Origin of the sequence: Cellulosimicrobium sp. PMB13 (genome assembly GCF_051294865.1) — a bacterium.
Lineage (GTDB): Bacteria > Actinomycetota > Actinomycetes > Actinomycetales > Cellulomonadaceae > Cellulosimicrobium.
Genome location: NZ_CP145910.1, coordinates 1,786,437 through 1,801,728, shown reverse-complemented (window position 1 = coordinate 1,801,728; position 15,292 = coordinate 1,786,437). Strand labels below are relative to the sequence as shown.

General features: G+C 72.2%; 11 protein-coding genes. 3 read left to right on the top strand and 8 right to left on the bottom strand.

Going from position 1 to position 15,292, the window contains the following annotated elements; translation table 11 throughout:
* Positions 1-12 precede the first annotated feature (12 nt).
* Both V5D56_RS08340 and V5D56_RS08335 read right to left on the bottom strand, forming a co-directional pair.
* Positions 13-942 (bottom strand): carbohydrate ABC transporter permease, encoded by a 930-nt coding sequence (locus V5D56_RS08340; protein ID WP_435738577.1) that lies wholly within the window; start codon positions 940-942, stop codon positions 13-15.
* Positions 935-1,888 carry a carbohydrate ABC transporter permease gene (locus tag V5D56_RS08335; protein WP_435738576.1) on the bottom strand — a complete coding sequence of 318 codons (954 nt, stop codon included), beginning with the start codon at positions 1,886-1,888 and terminating at the stop codon, positions 935-937. Before V5D56_RS08335 ends, V5D56_RS08340 begins: the two co-directional genes overlap by 8 nt.
* Before the next feature lie 260 nt (positions 1,889-2,148).
* Between V5D56_RS08335 and V5D56_RS08330 the strand changes: the two genes are divergently transcribed.
* Complete coding sequence (locus V5D56_RS08330; protein WP_435738575.1) at positions 2,149-4,101, top strand: DUF6807 family protein; 1,953 nt, start codon at positions 2,149-2,151, stop codon at positions 4,099-4,101.
* The gene (locus V5D56_RS08325) at positions 4,098-5,225 is read left to right on the top strand and encodes a Gfo/Idh/MocA family protein (protein ID WP_435738574.1); all 1,128 of its coding nucleotides are present in this window, start codon (positions 4,098-4,100) and stop codon (positions 5,223-5,225) included. The genes V5D56_RS08330 and V5D56_RS08325 overlap by 4 nt, the downstream gene beginning before the upstream one ends.
* A gap of 38 nt (positions 5,226-5,263) precedes the next feature.
* Here the strand turns inward: V5D56_RS08325 and V5D56_RS08320 are convergent, their stop codons facing one another.
* From V5D56_RS08320 to V5D56_RS08295, 6 genes are all read right to left on the bottom strand, one after another.
* The gene (locus V5D56_RS08320; protein WP_435738573.1) at positions 5,264-5,932 is read right to left on the bottom strand and encodes a ThuA domain-containing protein; all 669 of its coding nucleotides are present in this window, start codon (positions 5,930-5,932) and stop codon (positions 5,264-5,266) included.
* Positions 5,933-5,941: 9 nt separating this feature from the next.
* Positions 5,942-8,122: a glycoside hydrolase family 3 C-terminal domain-containing protein gene (locus V5D56_RS08315; protein WP_435738572.1), complete on the bottom strand. Its 2,181-nt coding sequence runs from the start codon at positions 8,120-8,122 to the stop codon at positions 5,942-5,944.
* A 1-nt stretch (position 8,123) separates the two neighbouring features.
* Complete coding sequence (locus V5D56_RS08310; protein WP_435738571.1) at positions 8,124-10,778, bottom strand: family 78 glycoside hydrolase catalytic domain; 2,655 nt, start codon at positions 10,776-10,778, stop codon at positions 8,124-8,126.
* Positions 10,778-11,680: a carbohydrate ABC transporter permease gene (locus V5D56_RS08305; protein WP_435738570.1), complete on the bottom strand. Its 903-nt coding sequence runs from the start codon at positions 11,678-11,680 to the stop codon at positions 10,778-10,780. The genes V5D56_RS08310 and V5D56_RS08305 overlap by 1 nt, the downstream gene beginning before the upstream one ends.
* 3 nt (positions 11,681-11,683) lie before the next feature.
* Positions 11,684-12,568 carry a carbohydrate ABC transporter permease gene (locus tag V5D56_RS08300; RefSeq protein WP_435738569.1) on the bottom strand — a complete coding sequence of 295 codons (885 nt, stop codon included), beginning with the start codon at positions 12,566-12,568 and terminating at the stop codon, positions 11,684-11,686.
* A 129-nt stretch (positions 12,569-12,697) separates the two neighbouring features.
* Positions 12,698-14,008 (bottom strand): ABC transporter substrate-binding protein, encoded by a 1,311-nt coding sequence (locus tag V5D56_RS08295; RefSeq protein ID WP_435738568.1) that lies wholly within the window; start codon positions 14,006-14,008, stop codon positions 12,698-12,700.
* Positions 14,009-14,159: 151 nt separating this feature from the next.
* On the opposite strand from V5D56_RS08295, the gene V5D56_RS08290 reads away from it, so the two are divergent.
* Positions 14,160-15,272 carry a LacI family DNA-binding transcriptional regulator gene (locus V5D56_RS08290; protein ID WP_435738567.1) on the top strand — a complete coding sequence of 371 codons (1,113 nt, stop codon included), beginning with the start codon at positions 14,160-14,162 and terminating at the stop codon, positions 15,270-15,272.
* Positions 15,273-15,292 lie beyond the last annotated feature (20 nt).

Below are 15,292 nucleotides of genomic sequence, written 5' to 3'. Positions count from 1 at the left end.
GGCTGCGACGGACTACTTGAGGCCAGTGGTGGCGATGCCCTTCACGAGGTACTTCTGGCCGAACAGGAAGAGCAGGAACAGGGGCAGGAGCGAGACGATCGACATCGCGAACAGCGGGCCCCAGGAGCTCTCGCCGGTGGAGTCGATGAACGTCCGCAGTGCGACCGGCACGGTGTACATCTCCGGGCGCGTGAGGAAAACGAGCTGGCTGAAGAAGTCGTTCCAGGTCCAGATGAACGTGAAGATCGCGGTGGTCGCGAGCGCCGGCACCGACAGCGGCAGCATGATCCGCAGGTAGATGCGGCCGTGGCCGCACCCGTCGATCCGCGCGGCCTCGTCCAGCTCCGTGGGGATGCCGCGGAAGAACTGGACCATGAGGAAGATGAAGAACGCGTCGGTCGCGAGGAGCTTCGGCACGATCAGCGGCAGGAACGTGTTGATCCACTCGAGCTCGGAGAACAGGATGTACTGCGGGACGATGATCACGTGGATCGGCAGCATGATCGACATGAGCATGATCGCGAACCACAGGTTCCGGCCGCGGAACTTCAGCCGGGCGAACGCGTAGGCCGCCATCGAGCAGGAGACCAGGTTCCCCAGCAGCGAGCCGAGGACGATCATCGCGCTGTTGAACAGGTAGTGGTTGAACGGGTGGAGCAGCGCCGTCCAGCCGGCCGTGTAGTTCTCCAGGGTGAACTCGCTGGGGATCAGGCCGGGCTCGCGGAAGATCAGGTCGTTCGGCTTGAACGAGCTCGCGAGCATCCAGAGCAGCGGGTACAGCATCGTCAGCCCGAAGAGGATCAGGGCGGTGTGCTTGAGCACCGTGCGGACACGTCCGCGCCAGCGGACGGGCCGGCGAAGAGGGGCCGGGAAGTCGGCCGCGACCTCGGTGAGCGTGGGCTTGGTGGGGGGCGCGTCGTCGCGCACGGAGACCTCAGTCATTGTAGAAGACCCAGTACTTGGAGGCGAAGAAGTTCACGGCGGTCATCCCGGCCACGATGGCGAGCAGGAGCCACGCCATGGCGGAGGCGTACCCCATGTCCAGGGAGCTGAAGCCCTTCTGGTAGAGGTACAGCGTGTAGACCATCGTCGAGTCCGCGGGACCACCGGTGCCGCCGCTGATGATGTTGGCCTGCGTGAAGGTCTGGAACGCGTTGATGACCTGGAGCACGAGGTTGAAGAAGATGATCGGGGTGAGCAGCGGCACCGTGATGGAGCGGAACTGCCGGAACTTGCTCGCACCGTCGATCGACGCGGCCTCGTAGTACATCTGGGGGATCTGCCGCAGGCCGGCGAGGAAGATCACCATCGGCGCCCCGAAGGTCCACACGTTGAGGACGATCAGGGTGTCGAGGGCGTAGTCGGGGTGCGAGACCCAGCCCTGCCCCTCGATGCCGAAGATCGCGAGGAACTGGTTGACCAGGCCGTCGGCACCGAAGACCTGGCGCCACAGCAGGGCGACGGCGACGCTGCCGCCGAGGAGCGACGGCAGGTAGAAGACCGAGCGGTAGAACGCCAGGCCGCGCAGACCCTTGTCCAGCAGGAGCGCGAGCCCGAGGGCCGCGGCGAGCTGGAGCGGGACCGACACGAAGACGTACCGGAACGTCACCTCGAGCGAGTTGAGCAGACGCGGGTCCTCGAACATCCGCGTGTAGTTCTCGAGCCCGATCCACTGCGGAGCCTCGAGGAGGCTGTAGTCCGTGAAGGACAGGTACCCCGAGGCGACCATCGGGCCCGCGGTGATGACGATCAGCCCGACGAACCACGGGGCGAGGAAGATCGCGGCGGCCCTGCCGTCGTGGCGGTGGGCCGCAGACTTTCGCCTCGCCGTCCCGCGCGGCGTCCTGCTCGACGTACGGACACGTCGCAGCTCATCGACGACAGCCATGCCACACCTCCTCGCGCAGCTCGACGCCACAGCGTCGATGCCGATGCGTTCCCGCCATTGGGACACCTCCGGATCTTCGTCGGCCCTGCCGGAGCCCCGTCAGTGGGAAACCGGTTGCACGTCGAGGACCGTACCACATGAGCAACCGGTTTCCCATGGTGTACCGTCATGCCATCGCGACCGGTCCGAGGCCGGGAGTGCGTGCCCGCGACGACGCGGGGGGCGCCGAGGACGCGCGCCCGACGACCTGAGGGAGAACGATGGCGAGCGTGAGCACACGCCGAGACCAGACCACCATCGCCGACGTGGCGACGGCGGCTGGCGTCTCGCGCGCGACGGTGTCGAGGGTCATGAACGGCCGGTCGACCGTCGACCCCGAGATCACCGAGCGTGTGCGCCGTGTCGCCACCGAGCTGAGCTACCGCCCGAGCAACGTCGCGCGCAGCCTCTCGATCGGACGCACCCACACGATCGCGCTCGTCGTGCCGGACCTCGGCAACCCGGTCTTCCAGCAGATCCTGCGCGGCGTGACCACGGCGGCAGCGCCGTCGGGCTACCGCGTGCTCGTCGCGGACAGCGCGGAGGACCCGAGCGAGGAGGCCGCGATCGCCCTCGAGGCACGGCTGCGGTGCGACGCGCTCGTCCTCGTCTCGCCCCGCATGCCCGACGCCCTGCTCGCCGACCTCGTCCCCCAGGTCACGCCCGTCGTCCTGGTCAACCGCTCGCTCGCCGGCGCGGACGTCCCCGCGCTCGTCGTCGACTACGCCCACGCCGCCGAGCAGGTGCTCGAGCACCTCGTGAGCCTCGACCACCGCCGCGTCGTCTACCTCGCGGGCCCGGCGGGCAGCACGTCGGACGCGCAGCGCCGCGAAGGGCTGCGCCGCGTGCTCGACCGCCGCCCCGACGTCGAGGTCGTCGAGCTCCTCGGCGGCTCCGACATCGCCGCGGGGCACGCCGCCGTCGACGAGGTGCTCGCCGCCCGCCCGACGGCCGTCATCGCGTTCAACGACCTCGTCGCCTTCGGTCTGCTCGCAGGCCTCAACGAGGCCGGTGTCGCGGTCCCGGCCGACCTCTCCGTCGCAGGGTTCGACGACATCGACCTCGCGCGGTACGCCACCCCGTCACTGACCACCGTCGCGGTCCCCCAGGCCGAGCTCGGCCGGCACGCGTGGAAGGAGCTGTCGGCCTTGATCGACGCGAACCAGGGCGCCTCGCACGCGACGCGCTTCGACCCCTCTCTCGAGGTCCGGGCGAGCACCGGCCCCGCGCCTCGCGGCGTCGTGCGGTCGCAGGCCGCCCGGACGGAGCCCAGGGCACCCGAGACCAGCGGCCTCGCAGCACCCGCGCCCGGCGACGTCGTGCGCTGGGAGACGGACGGCGACGCCGTCGGGCTCCGCTACGGGGACCTGCGTCTCGCGCGCTACCAGCAGGGCGACCGGCTGCCGCAGGTGCACGCACCGCGCAGCTTCCTGCACCCGGTCCACACGCTCGCGGGCGTGCCGCTCACCGACTCGGGCCCCGTCGACCACCGCCACCACTACGGCGTCTCGGTCGCCGTCCCCGACGTCAACGGCACGTCCTACTGGGGCGGGCGCACGTTCGTCACCGACGTCGGTCCGACGCTCCTGCCGAACCACGGTCGCCAGCTGAGCCGCGCCCTCATCGTCGACCCTGTCGAGCCCCACCTCCTGCACGACCGCGTCCGCTGGCACGACGAGCACGGCGTGCCCCAGCTCGAGGAGGACCGCCGGCTCGACGCCTGGCTGCTCGACACGGACGCCTGGGTGCTCGACTGGAGCTCGACGCTGCGCGCCGAGCGCGGGGCGCTCGTCATCGGGTCGCCCGCCACCAACGGGCGGCCGGGGGCCGGCTACGGCGGGCTGTTCTGGCGCCTGCCGATCGCCGCGCGCACCGAGGTCCTCAGTGCCGCAGGCGCCGGCGAGGAGCTCGCGCACGGGAGCACGTCCCCGTGGGTGGCGTACGTCCAGGAGCACGGAGAGCGCCGGACGACCCTCGTCCTCGTCCAGCCCGGCGAGCCGCTGCCCTGGTTCGTCCGCGCGGCGGAGTACCCGGGCACGGGGCCCGCCCTCGCCTGGGAGACGCCGCGGACCGTCCCCGCCGGCGGGACGTTCGAGACCGGGGTGCGCGCGGTCCTCGTGGACCGGGCGCTCGACCTCGACGAGGCGGCCTCGTTCGCAGGGCGCGTCCGATGATCGGCGGGACGCCGGTCGCGGTCGTCGGCATCCACGGTCACGGCGGCTCCCACCTGCGCGCCGTCGCGGCCCTGGCCGAGCGGGGCCTCGTGCGCCTCAGCGCGGTCGTCGACCCGCGCCGCCCCGAGGACTCCACCGCGCCCTGGTTCCCGACGCTCGGCGACCTGCTCTCGGCGTCCGAGCCGGAGGTCCGGCCCGAGGTCGTGATCCTGTGCACCCCGATCCACACGCACCTCCCCCTCGCCCGCGTCGCGATGGAGGCCGGGCTGGACGTCCTGCTCGAGAAGCCGACCGCGGCGTCGCTCGCGGAGCACGCCGCGATCGTCGAGACGGCGGAGCGGACGGGGCGCCTGTGCCAGGTCGGCTTCCAGTCGTTCGGGTCGCACGCGATCGACGCCGTGACCGAGCTCGTCGGGGACGGGGAGATCGGCGAGGTCGTCGGGTACGGCGCCGTCGGCACCTGGGTGCGCACGGCGGGCTACTGGGGTCGCGCGGCCTGGGCGGGCCGACGTCGCCTGGACGGGCGCGACGTCGTCGACGGCGTCGTGACGAACCCGCTCGCGCACGCGGTCGCGACGATGCTGCGCGTCGGCGGGGCGAGGACGTCCGCGGACGTGGCGCACGTCGTCGTCGACCTGTACCGCGCCAACGCCATCGAGTCCGACGACACGTCGTCGCTGCGCGTCGTGACGGCGGACGGCAGACGTTTCGGCGCGGGGCTCACCCTGTGCGCGCAGGAGCGGACGCCCGCGCGGGTCCTCGTGCTCGGCACGGACGGGGAGATCACGCTCGAGTACGAGCACGACCGTGTCACGCTGCGCACGCCGCGGCTGCAGGTCGAGAAGACCTACGGGCGCACGAACCTGCTCGAGGACCTGCTCGCCGCGCGCGAGGACCCGGAGCGGCGCCTCGCGTGCGACGTCCGCGACACCGGCGCGTTCATGCGGGTGCTCGAGGCCGTGCGCACGGCGCCCGCGCCGCGCGCGATCCCCGACGACGGCGTCACCTGGCTCGGCGAGGGCGACGACCGCCACCCCGTGGTCTCCGACGTCGCGCGCTGGTGCGAGGACGCGGCCCGGAGCGCTCGGACGTTCACGGAGCTCGGCGTCCCCTGGGCGCGCTGAGCGGTCCCGACGCTCGAGGGCCCGGTCGCTGAGCGGTCTCAGCGACCCAGGAGCCAGTCCACCTCGCGTCGCAGGAGCTCGCGGCGCGACGGCGACGCGTACGACTCCACGCCGTGACCGAGCGCGTCGTAGACGGCCCGGGCACCGGCGCTCACCCAGACGACGGGCTGGTCCGTCCCGTCGTGCCGCGCCGTGAGCAGGACTTGCGACGACGGCTCGACGACGAGGTCGCGGTAGCGCTCGTCGTCGGCCACGACCGGATCGAGGCCGTCGACGACGGGGTGGTCGCCCGCCGGGGTGAACGTCGCGACGTCCTGCGGCGGGTGCCAGGACGTCCCGGGCACCCAGCGCCCGCCGAGGAGTCCCGCCCAGTGCGGGCTGTCGGCGAACGTGTTCGCCGCCTGGTGCAGGCCGAGCAGCGCGCCGCCCGTGGCCGCGTACGCCCGCACCGCCTCGTGCGCCGGCGCCCACGCGGCGTCGTCGCCGTCGAAGCCCGGGTCGGTCCGACCCCGACCCGCGTTGACGACGACGAGGTCGAACGACCCGAGGTCCCCGAACGCGTCCGGGAACGTGGAGCGCACGTGCGCCTCGACCCCCTGCTCGCCGAGCAGTCCCGCCACGACGTGCGACGTCGCGGCGTGGTCGTGCCACGGGTCCTCGTACCGCCCGCGACCGGCGAGGACGAGGGCGCGACTCGGCGGGGTCATGCGGGCAACCTACTCCGCCGAGGCGAGGAGCCCGTCGAGGAGCTCGGTGCTCAGGGCGTTCGTGGGGTCCGGCACCAGCCTCGCGATCGGCAGGTCGCCGATCATGACCCGGACCACCGGGTTCGTGAGGAACCCGGTCGTCGCCCCGGAGGGGTCTGCGGCGGCGGCGGCGGAGAGGAGCCGCGGGCCGAGGACGTCGTCCTCGACCCACTCGCGGAGCGTCGACCGGAGCGTCGGGCGGGCGCGCGGACCGTGCGCGGCACGAGGCACGACGACGCGTGCCCGCAGGTCGCGCGACGACGCCCCCACCTCGACCGCGTGGTCGCCGGCCGTCACGGTCCAGCCCCCGGCGGCCTGGTCCCACGTCGCGAAGCCTCGCCGGTCCACGGTCAGGTCGACCTCGACGGAGGCGCCGGCCGCGAGGTGCACCCGGCCGAACCCCACCAGCCGCCGGACCGCTTCCGTCCGGTCCGCCCCCTCCCGTCCCACGTACGCCTGCCAGACCTCGGCGCCCGCGCGGTCGCCGGTGTTCGAGAGCGTGAAACGCAGGCCGACGCGCTCGTCGTCCTCCGCGGCGACCTCCAGGCCCGAGTACGCGAACGTGGTGTAGCTCAGGCCGTGCCCGAAGGGGTACGCGACGTCCTTCTCGGCGCGGTCGTACCAGCGGTAGCCGACGAGCGTGCCCTCCGCGTGGAAGGCCCTGCCGCCGGTCGCGGGGAACCCGGGCCATGTCGGGGTGTCGTGCAGCGCGAGCGGGAACGTCTCCGGCAGCCTGCCCGACGGGTTGACGGCGCCCGTCAGGACGTCGACGACCGCGCGGCCGCCCGCCCCGCCGGGGAGCCACATGTGCACGACGGCGCCCACGGACCGGTCCCACGGGGTCGTGCGGACGACCCCTCCGGCGTTGATCACGACGACGGTCGGCGTGCCGGAGGCAGCCACCGCGTCGATCAGCCGCACCTGCTCGGCCGGGAGGTCGATCGTGTCGCGGTCGTACCCCTCGGAGTCGCTCCCGGCGCGCGGCCCCACGACGACGACCACGGCGTCGGCCGCCTGCGCCTGCCGACGGACCGCCGGAGACCCGGGCTCGAACCGCACCTCGCCGTCCCACGCGACGCGCAGCGCGTCGAGCGGCGTGTCGCCGGACGCCTCGGGGGCGTCGGTCCCGACGTGCGCGCTACCGCCGCCCTCGCGGTGCGGAGCGCGGGCGAGCTCGCCGACGACGAGCAGCGTCCCGTCGCCCCGGAGCGGCAGCGTGCCGCCCTCGTTGCGCAGCAGCACGACCGACGACTCGGCGACGCGGCGCGCCAGCGCCTCGTGCGCGACCCGGTCCACCGGTCGTGCGGGCCGACCGGCCCACCGCCGCGCGACCGATCCCAGGCGGCCCGCGGCGTCGAGCACGCTGTGTGCGTCGAGCCGCCCGTCGGTCACCGCGTCGAGCACGGCGTCGCGCGCGGCGTCGGCCGGCCCCGGCATCTGGAGGTCGAGCCCCGCGGCGACGGCCGCGACCGGGTCGTCGACCGCGCCCCAGTCGGAGACGACCGCGCCGTCGAACCCCCACTCCTCGCGCAGGACCCGGGACAGGAGCCAGGGGTCCTGAGCGGCGTGCACGCCGTTGACCCGGTTGTACGACGCCATGACCATCGCGGGGCGGCTCTCCCGGACGACGTGCTCGAACGCCGGGAGGTAGATCTCGCGGAGGGCGCGCTCGTCGACCTCCGCGCTCACGCGCATCCGGTCGGTCTCCTGGCTGTTGACCGCGAAGTGCTTGACGCAGGCGCCGACACCCTCGCTCTGCACCCCCCGTACGAAGGCCGCACCCGCCCGGCCGGCCAGGTGGGGGTCCTCGGAGTAGTACTCGAAGTTCCTCCCCCCGAGCGGTGAGCGCTTGATGTTGACCGACGGGCCGAGCAGCACGTCGGCCCCCGCCGCGCGTGCCTCCGCGCCGATCGCCGCGCCGACCTGCTCGACGAGCCCGACGTCCCACGTCGCGGCGAGCGCCACGGGGGCCGGGAAGCTGGTCGCCGGCACCTTGCCCGCGAATCCCGGCAGGTTCATCGCGAGCCCGCTCGGCCCGTCGGACAGCACGAGCCGCGGGACGTCGTCGGACGACCGGGTGGTGGCCATGTCCGCACCGAACAGCAGCCCGGCGGCGTCCTCGGGTCCCTCTCGACGCGTGGAGATCGTCATGTCAGGCAGCTCCTTGCTCCATGAGGGCGCGGTCTTCGGGGTCGTGGATGTTCCAGCGACGCGGCATCGGGGGGTCGTCCGACGCCGCACGCCAGGAGCACGTGAGGTGCGTCGTGCCGGGACCGGCCTCGACCGGTGCGCTGCCGTCGGGCAGGTGCACGGTCGCGCGGGCGCCCGGCGGGACCTCGACGTCCAGCTCGAAGCGGTCGCCCTCACGACACCACTCCACCCGGATCAGGCCCTGCGGGGACAGGTGCGAGGCGGAGGCGTGGGTGAGGCCGCCGCCCGGCCGGGGCGCGACGTCGATCTCCCGGTAGCCCGGCGCCGCGGGCGCGAGACCGGCGACCACGCGGTGCATGAAGTCGACGACCGCACCCAGCGCGTAGTGGTTGAACGAGGTCATCTCCCCCGGGTTGACGCTCCCGTCCGGGAGCATGCTGTCCCAGCGCTCCCACACGGTCGTCGCGCCCATCGTCACGGGGTACAGCCACGACGGGCAGCGCGTCTGCAGGAGCAGGTGATAGGCCGTGTCGACGGCGCCGACCCGCGTCAGCGCGTCGCAGACGAGCGGTGTTCCGACGAAGCCGGTGCTGATGAGGTGGTCGCTCTCGCGGACCAGCTCGACCAGGCGCTCCCCGGCGACGCGGACCTGCGCCTCGTCGTCCAGGAGGTCGAAGCAGATCGCCACGGACAGCGCCGTCACGGTGTCGCTGACGACGCGTCCCGCCGGCGAGACGAACGTGTCCCGGAACGCGCTACGGGCGCGCGCGGCGACGGCTGCGGCCGCCTGCCCCCTCTCGGCGTCGCCCAGGACGTCCCAGGTCCGCGCGAGGAGCGCGGCGCTGCGAGCGTGATAGGCGGTCGCCACGAGGTGCGGGTCGGTCCGCGACTCCGCCGGGTTGTCCGGGGGCGCCGCAGGGTCAAGCCAGTCCCCGAGCTGGAACCCGGTGTCCCACAGCCCGGTGCCCGCGGTGGCACGGTCGACCTGGTCGACCCACGCGGCCATGCTCTCGACGTGGTCGCGCAGGACGTGCACGTCGCCGGTGCGCTCGTACAGGGTCCACGGGACGACGACCGCGGCGTCGCCCCACGCGGCGGACGGCTCCGCCGGGAAGCCGCACTCGAGCCACGGGTGGAAGTTGCGCATCGTGCCCTGGTCGCGCTGCTCGGCCTTCACGTCGCGCAGCCAGCTCAGCAGCACGCCGGTGCTGTCGTGCAGGAAGGACGCGGCGGGGGCGAACACCTGGATGTCGCCCGTCCACCCGAGCCGCTCGTCGCGCTGCGGGCAGTCGGTCGGGAGGTCCACGAAGTTGTCGCGCATGCTCCAGACGACGTTCTCGTGGAAGCGGTCGAGGAGGTCGTGCGACGAGCGGAACCAGCCGGTGCGGCGCATCGCCGAGTGCACGACGAGCGCCTCGACGGTCCCGAGGTCCTCCCCCGGAGGCCAGCCCTCGAGCTCGACGTAGCGGAACCCGTGGACGGTGAACCGGGGCGTCCAGGTCTCGGGCCCGCGACCCGCGAACACGTACTCGTCGACCGACGTCGCGGAGCGCAGCGGACGCACGGACAGCTCGCCGTCCTCGAGGACCTCCGCGTGGTGGAGCCTCAGGACGTGGCCCGCCGGGGCGGACGCCGTGAACCGGATCGTGCCCGAGACGTTCTGGCCGAGGTCGAGGCGCACGCGACCGTCGGGACGGTGCTCGATCGACACCGGTGCGAGGGCCTCGACGACCCGGACCGCGGGACCGGGGGACGACTCGAGCACGTGCGAGAAGGAGCGACGCGGCAGGACGGAGGGACGCTCCCAGCACGCGTCGTCGAAGCCCGGCCGGGACCAGCCCGGCTGCTCGAGCCGCGCGTCGTAGGTCTCGCCCTCGTAGAGCCCGGACGCCGTGACCGGCGCCGGGGCGGTACGCCAGCGCAGCGGGAGCCGTGCGACGGTGCCGTCGGCGAACCGCGCCTCGACCTGGACGAGCGCGGCGACATCGGTGCCGTAGACGTCCCAGAGGCCGCCGTTGAAGCCGATCCGCCCGCGGTACCAGCCGTCGGCGAGCCAGACGCCGAGCACGTTCTCGCCCGGCGTCACCGTGGGACCGAGGTCGAGGGTCTGGTACCGCAACCGGTGGCCGTAGCTGCTCCAGCCCGGAGCGAGCACCGCGTCCGACGCGGAGGTCCCGTTGACCTCGAGGTCGTAGACACCGTGCGCGGTGACGTAGGCACGCACCCGGACGGCGGACGTCGGGACGCTGAAGGTGGCGCGCAGCACCCATCCGGGCCGGGGCCCGGACGTCGGCGCCGCGAGGGAGGGCGACACGAAGTCCTCGACCCAGTCCTCCGCGTCGAGACCGGCCTCGACGACCAGCGGCTCGGACCACGCCGTGGTGCTGTCGTCGCTCAGCGTCGCCCGGACGCGCACGGACGCGCGTTCCCGGGGCGCGAGCGGGACGCCGGGCCACGGCACGAGCGAGACGTCCGGGGATGCTGCGCGCACGGTGGACGGGTCCTGCGTGTCCCGGTCGACCGAGATCTCGTACGCGCGCTGCACGAGGCCCGGGTCCCCACCCTCGAGGCGCCAGCTCAGACGGGGGGTGCGCTCGTCCATTCCCAGCCCGTCCGTGCGGTGCTCTGCGCGGAGGTCGACGACGGCGGCGCCCATCAGCCCTTCACCGAGCCGGCGGTGAGGCCCTTCATGACCCGCTGGTTGAGGAAGAGGTAGATCGCCAGCGTGCCGAACACGTTGAGGCAGATCGCGGCGAACGTCGGCCCGTAGTCCACCTGGCCGAACTGGCCGCGGAAGTTCAGCAGGCCGACCTGGATCGTGCGCAGCTCGTCGCGGTTGGTGAAGGTGAGGGCGATGAGGAGGTCGTTCCAGATGAAGAAGAACTGCACGAGCGCCACGGTGAAGATCGCGTTCCGTACGAGCGGCAGGCCGACCGAGAAGAACATCCGCAGTACGTTCGCGCCGTCGAGCGTGGCGGCCTCGAAGATCTCACGCGGCACGCTGCGGAAGAACGTCGCCATCATGAACACCGTGAGGGGCAGCCCGATCGTGGTGTAGGTGATGATGAGCGGCCAGAGCGAGCCGGTGAGTCCGATCTCGAAGTAGATGGTGAACAGCGGCAGCAGGATCATCTGGCCCGGGATCATGATCCCGGCGAGGAACAGCAGCAGCGTCGTCGAACGCCCCTTCCACACCATGACCTCGAGCGCGAACCCGGCGGCGACGCCGAGCAGGATCGTCAGGAACAGCGAGGGCACCACGGCGAGCACGCTGTTGCGGGCGTACGTCCCGAGGTTGCCGTCCGTGACCGCCGTGACGTAGTTGTCGAAGTTCGCCCAGTTCTCCGGCAGGGCGAACGTCGGGTTGTCGAGGAACTCCGGCTGGGACTTGAGCGAGCCGAGGACGAGCCACACCAGCGGGTAGACGACGATCACGAGCACGAGGGCGGTGACCAGGCCGGTCCAGACCGAGTGCCAGACGCGTCGTGCGGGGCGACGGCGCCGCGGCGCACGCGTCGGCGTGGACGGGGCGGTGGTGGGAGCGAGGGTGGTGGTCATGGTTCAGGCCTTCGTCAGGTCGCGGCGGCTCGAGCGGAAGATGAAGAGGGTCACGACGAGGCACAGCATCGTCAGCAGCAGCGCGAGGGAGCTGCCGTACCCGTACTCGCCGTAGCTGAACGAGGTCTGGTACATGTACAGCGTCAGCGGCGTCGTCTGGCTGCCTGGCCCGCCGTTCGTCAGCGCGAGCACGGAGTCGAAGACCTTGAGCGTGCCGTTGATCGAGAAGATCACGGACGAGAGCAGCACGGGCAGGGAGAGCGGGAGCACGATGTGCCGCACGAGGCGTGCGCCCGACGCGCCGTCGAGGCGCGCGGACTCGAGCGTCTCCTCGGGGATGTCGACGAGGCCGGCGTAGAGCAGCACGGCGTAGAACCCCATCGAGCGCCAGGCCTCCATGAGGATGATCACCCAGAACGCGCTCGAGCCGCTCGCGAACCAGTCGACGGCGCCGATGCCGACAGCTTCGAGGAACGCGTTGACGGGGCCCGTGCGCGGCGCCGACTCGAAGAGCTGCTGGAACATCAGGGCCACCGCGACCGTCGGCAGCACGACAGGGAAGAACACGAGCGTGCGCACGACCCCGGACGACCGCCGCAGGACGAAGACGTACAGCAGCGAGAGCAGGTACCCGACGGCGACCTGCACGACGGTCAGGACGAGCGCGAACCGGACCGTGAACCACAGCGCGTCGCGGACGGCGGGGTCGGTGGCCAGGCGGGTGAAGTTGTCCGCGCCCACGAACGTGAAACCGCTGATCGCGTTGCCCTCGAAGAACGTGTAGCCGAGCGACCACACGACCGGGACGAGCAGGATCAGGGTGTAGAGGGCGAGGGCGGGCCCCAGGAGCAGGGCGATCGCGCGCCGATCACCGAGTACGTGACGCATGGAGTGTCTCTCCGTCGTGAGGGGTCCACCTCGGGACCCGCGTGCTGATGGGTCCGCGGGGCGTGGCCGGCGTCCGGCGCACGCCCCGCGGGGAAGGTCAGCCGGTCAGGGCTGGTCGGCCGGCTCAGGTCAGCCGAGGTCGGCCTGGACGTCGGCCATGAAGTCCTCGGGGCTCATCTGCCCTGTGACGAGGAGCTGCGCGTTGGCCGTCGCCGTCGTGGTCGCCTTGGGGTTGAACAGGGCCTCGAACCACAGGACCGTGGTGTCGGCGGCCGCGATCTGGTCCTGGACGGTGCCGGTGAGGGGCGCGACGTCGAGGGCGTCGTCGGCCGCGAAGCCCGTGATGACGCCCTGCTCCGCGAGCGACTGCGTGCCGAAGCTGTCCGCGATGCAGCCGAGCCACTCCTTCGCGCCGTCGTCGAACGCGCTCTGGGACATCGCGAGCGGGACGCCGATGTTGGCCGCGAGCTGGGTGGAGTCTCCTGCCCCGCCCTCGACGTCCGGGAACGGGACGAAGCCGATGCCGTCCTCGCCGAGCTGGTTCTGGGCGGAGTCGTTGAAGTTGGCGAGCGCCCAGGAGCCCATGTAGTACATGCCGGCCTTGCCCGTGAGGAACTCGTTCATCGCGGTCGTGTAGTCGATCGAGCCGACGGACGGACCGAACGCTCCCGCCTCGCCGAGCTCGGCGATCTTCGCGGCGCCCTCCACGTACTCCGGGTCCGTGAGCTTCGCCTCGCCGTCGGCGACCTTCTGCAGCGCGTCGGGGCCGACGGAGCGGTAGATGTAGTTGCCGATCAGGCGCGTGAGCGGCCAGCCGTCCTTGCCGGCGGCGGACATCGGCGTGACCCCCGCCGCCGCGAGCTGCTCCGCCGCAGTGACGAGCTCGTCGAACGTCGTCGGGATGCTGATCCCGTTCTCCTCGAAGAGCGCCTTGTTGTACCAGATGCCCTCGACGTTGAACTCGGACGGGAGCACGTAGACCTCGCCGTCGTAGAGCGCCTCGATCGTGGAGCGGGCCGCCGGGATGATGGCGTCAGACTTGCCCAGCTCCTCGAGCTCGGCGTCGATGTCGACGAGCTGGTCGGCCTCGTGGATGTCCTTGATCACCTGGGGCGAGTTGCCGGTCGCGAACAGCGAGGGCAGCGCGTCCTGGCCCGCGAGGAGCTGCAGCTGCTGGTCGAAGCTCGCCTGCGGTTGCGTCGTCACGGAGAGCGGGGCGCTCTCCTCGGGCGCGGCGCACTGGTCCTCGCTCAGCGCGGTCAGGGTGTCCTTGACCGCCGTGTTCTCCGCCAGGGAGAGGTACTCGAGCTCGCCGCTCGCGCTGCCGCCGCCCTCGCCACCGCCACCGCCGCCGCCGGACGAGCACGCGGCCACCAGCAGCATCGTCGACACCGCCGACGCCGTGAGCAGCGCTCGGCGCCGCTGTCCCTGAGTGTTCATCACTTCCTCCTCGAAGTCGTTCGCCACGCCTTTGAAGCGCTTCAATCGTGGAGGCTAGAGTGTCGGTCGCGGTCGTGGCAAGTTCCGTGACAGGACTGTTATCCGGGCCTGACGGCACATAGCCCTCGCGCTGCGGCTATTCGCGCAGTCGATGAAGCGGATCAACGAGCGCTATGCTGCGGACCTGATCGACGGAGAGGTGAGGATGGCTGAGAACGGCGAGGCAGGGGGACGGTCACGACCGTCCATCGGTGACGTGGCGGCACTGGCCGGGGTGTCGTCGGGGACCGTGTCGAACGTGCTGAACCACCCCGGGCGCGTCTCGGCCGCGACGGCCGACAAGGTCGTGCGGGCGATGGCGATGCTCGACTACGTCCCGGACGCGAATGCCCGCTCACTGGCAGCCGGGACCAGCAGGACGGTCGGCATCGTGCTGCCCGACCTGAGCAACTCGTTGTTCGTCGACGTGGCGCGCGGCGCCGAGGCAGCGGCGGAAGATGCCGGGTACTCGTTGATGATCGCCAACAGCGACACCCGCCTCGACCGCGAGACCCGACACCTGCGCACCTTCACCCAGGCTCGTGTCGCCGGCGTGCTCCTGACGCTGAACGACAGCGACCACTTCGCGGCGATCGCGGGCCAGACGCCGCGGACGGCACCGACCGTGATGCTCAATCTCGCCGTGCCGTCGACCCGGTTCTGCAGCGTGGCCGTCGACAACGAGCACGGAGGATGGCTGGCGACCAACCATCTGGCCGACGTGGGGCGCGAGCGCCTTGTCTTCGTCGGTGGTCCAGCGGGCCTCGAGCCGGTGCGGCACCGGGCGCAAGGTTTCGCTCGTGCCGTGAGCGAGCGCGGGGTGCGCCACGTGCGGACCGTCACGCCGTCCGGTGTCAACCGGGCTGACGGCTGGGAGGCCGGCCGCGCGATCGTCGACGACGTGCGCGCGGGGCTGGTCGACGGTGTGGTCGCGGCAACCGACCTGCTCGCGGCGGGGATCGTCCAGGCTCTGGAGTCGACGCTGGACGTCCGCGTCCCTGACGACGTCGCCGTCGTGGGCTACGACAACAACCAGGCGGCCTGGGACAGCCCGATCCCCATCACGACCGTCGCCCAGCCGGGCGAGAAGATGGGGCGCGAGGGCATGCGACTGGTGATCCAGGAGGGACGCGACGCGCAGGGCCACGAGCACGAGGCCGTCGTGCTGGCGCCCACGCTCGTCGTGCGCGCCAGCACCGAACAGGCCCGCCGGGTCAACGCCTAGCGGCGCCGTCCCGGCGGACC

Bases quoted from the DNA above. Each gene is read 5' to 3' on its own strand.
- V5D56_RS08330 (WP_435738575.1), top strand. From the start codon at position 2,149: ATGGCGAGCGTGAGCACACGCCGAGACCAGACCACCATCGCCGACGTG.
- V5D56_RS08320 (WP_435738573.1), bottom strand. From the start codon at position 5,932: ATGACCCCGCCGAGTCGCGCCCTCGTCCTCGCCGGTCGCGGGCGGTAC.
- V5D56_RS08325 (WP_435738574.1), top strand. From the start codon at position 4,098: ATGATCGGCGGGACGCCGGTCGCGGTCGTCGGCATCCACGGTCACGGC.
- V5D56_RS08310 (WP_435738571.1), bottom strand. From the start codon at position 10,778: ATGGGCGCCGCCGTCGTCGACCTCCGCGCAGAGCACCGCACGGACGGG.
- V5D56_RS08290 (WP_435738567.1), top strand. From the start codon at position 14,160: ATGAAGCGGATCAACGAGCGCTATGCTGCGGACCTGATCGACGGAGAG.
- V5D56_RS08335 (WP_435738576.1), bottom strand. From the start codon at position 1,888: ATGGCTGTCGTCGATGAGCTGCGACGTGTCCGTACGTCGAGCAGGACG.
- V5D56_RS08315 (WP_435738572.1), bottom strand. From the start codon at position 8,122: ATGACGATCTCCACGCGTCGAGAGGGACCCGAGGACGCCGCCGGGCTG.
- V5D56_RS08295 (WP_435738568.1), bottom strand. From the start codon at position 14,008: ATGAACACTCAGGGACAGCGGCGCCGAGCGCTGCTCACGGCGTCGGCG.
- V5D56_RS08340 (WP_435738577.1), bottom strand. From the start codon at position 942: ATGACTGAGGTCTCCGTGCGCGACGACGCGCCCCCCACCAAGCCCACG.
- V5D56_RS08300 (WP_435738569.1), bottom strand. From the start codon at position 12,568: ATGCGTCACGTACTCGGTGATCGGCGCGCGATCGCCCTGCTCCTGGGG.
- V5D56_RS08305 (WP_435738570.1), bottom strand. From the start codon at position 11,680: ATGACCACCACCCTCGCTCCCACCACCGCCCCGTCCACGCCGACGCGT.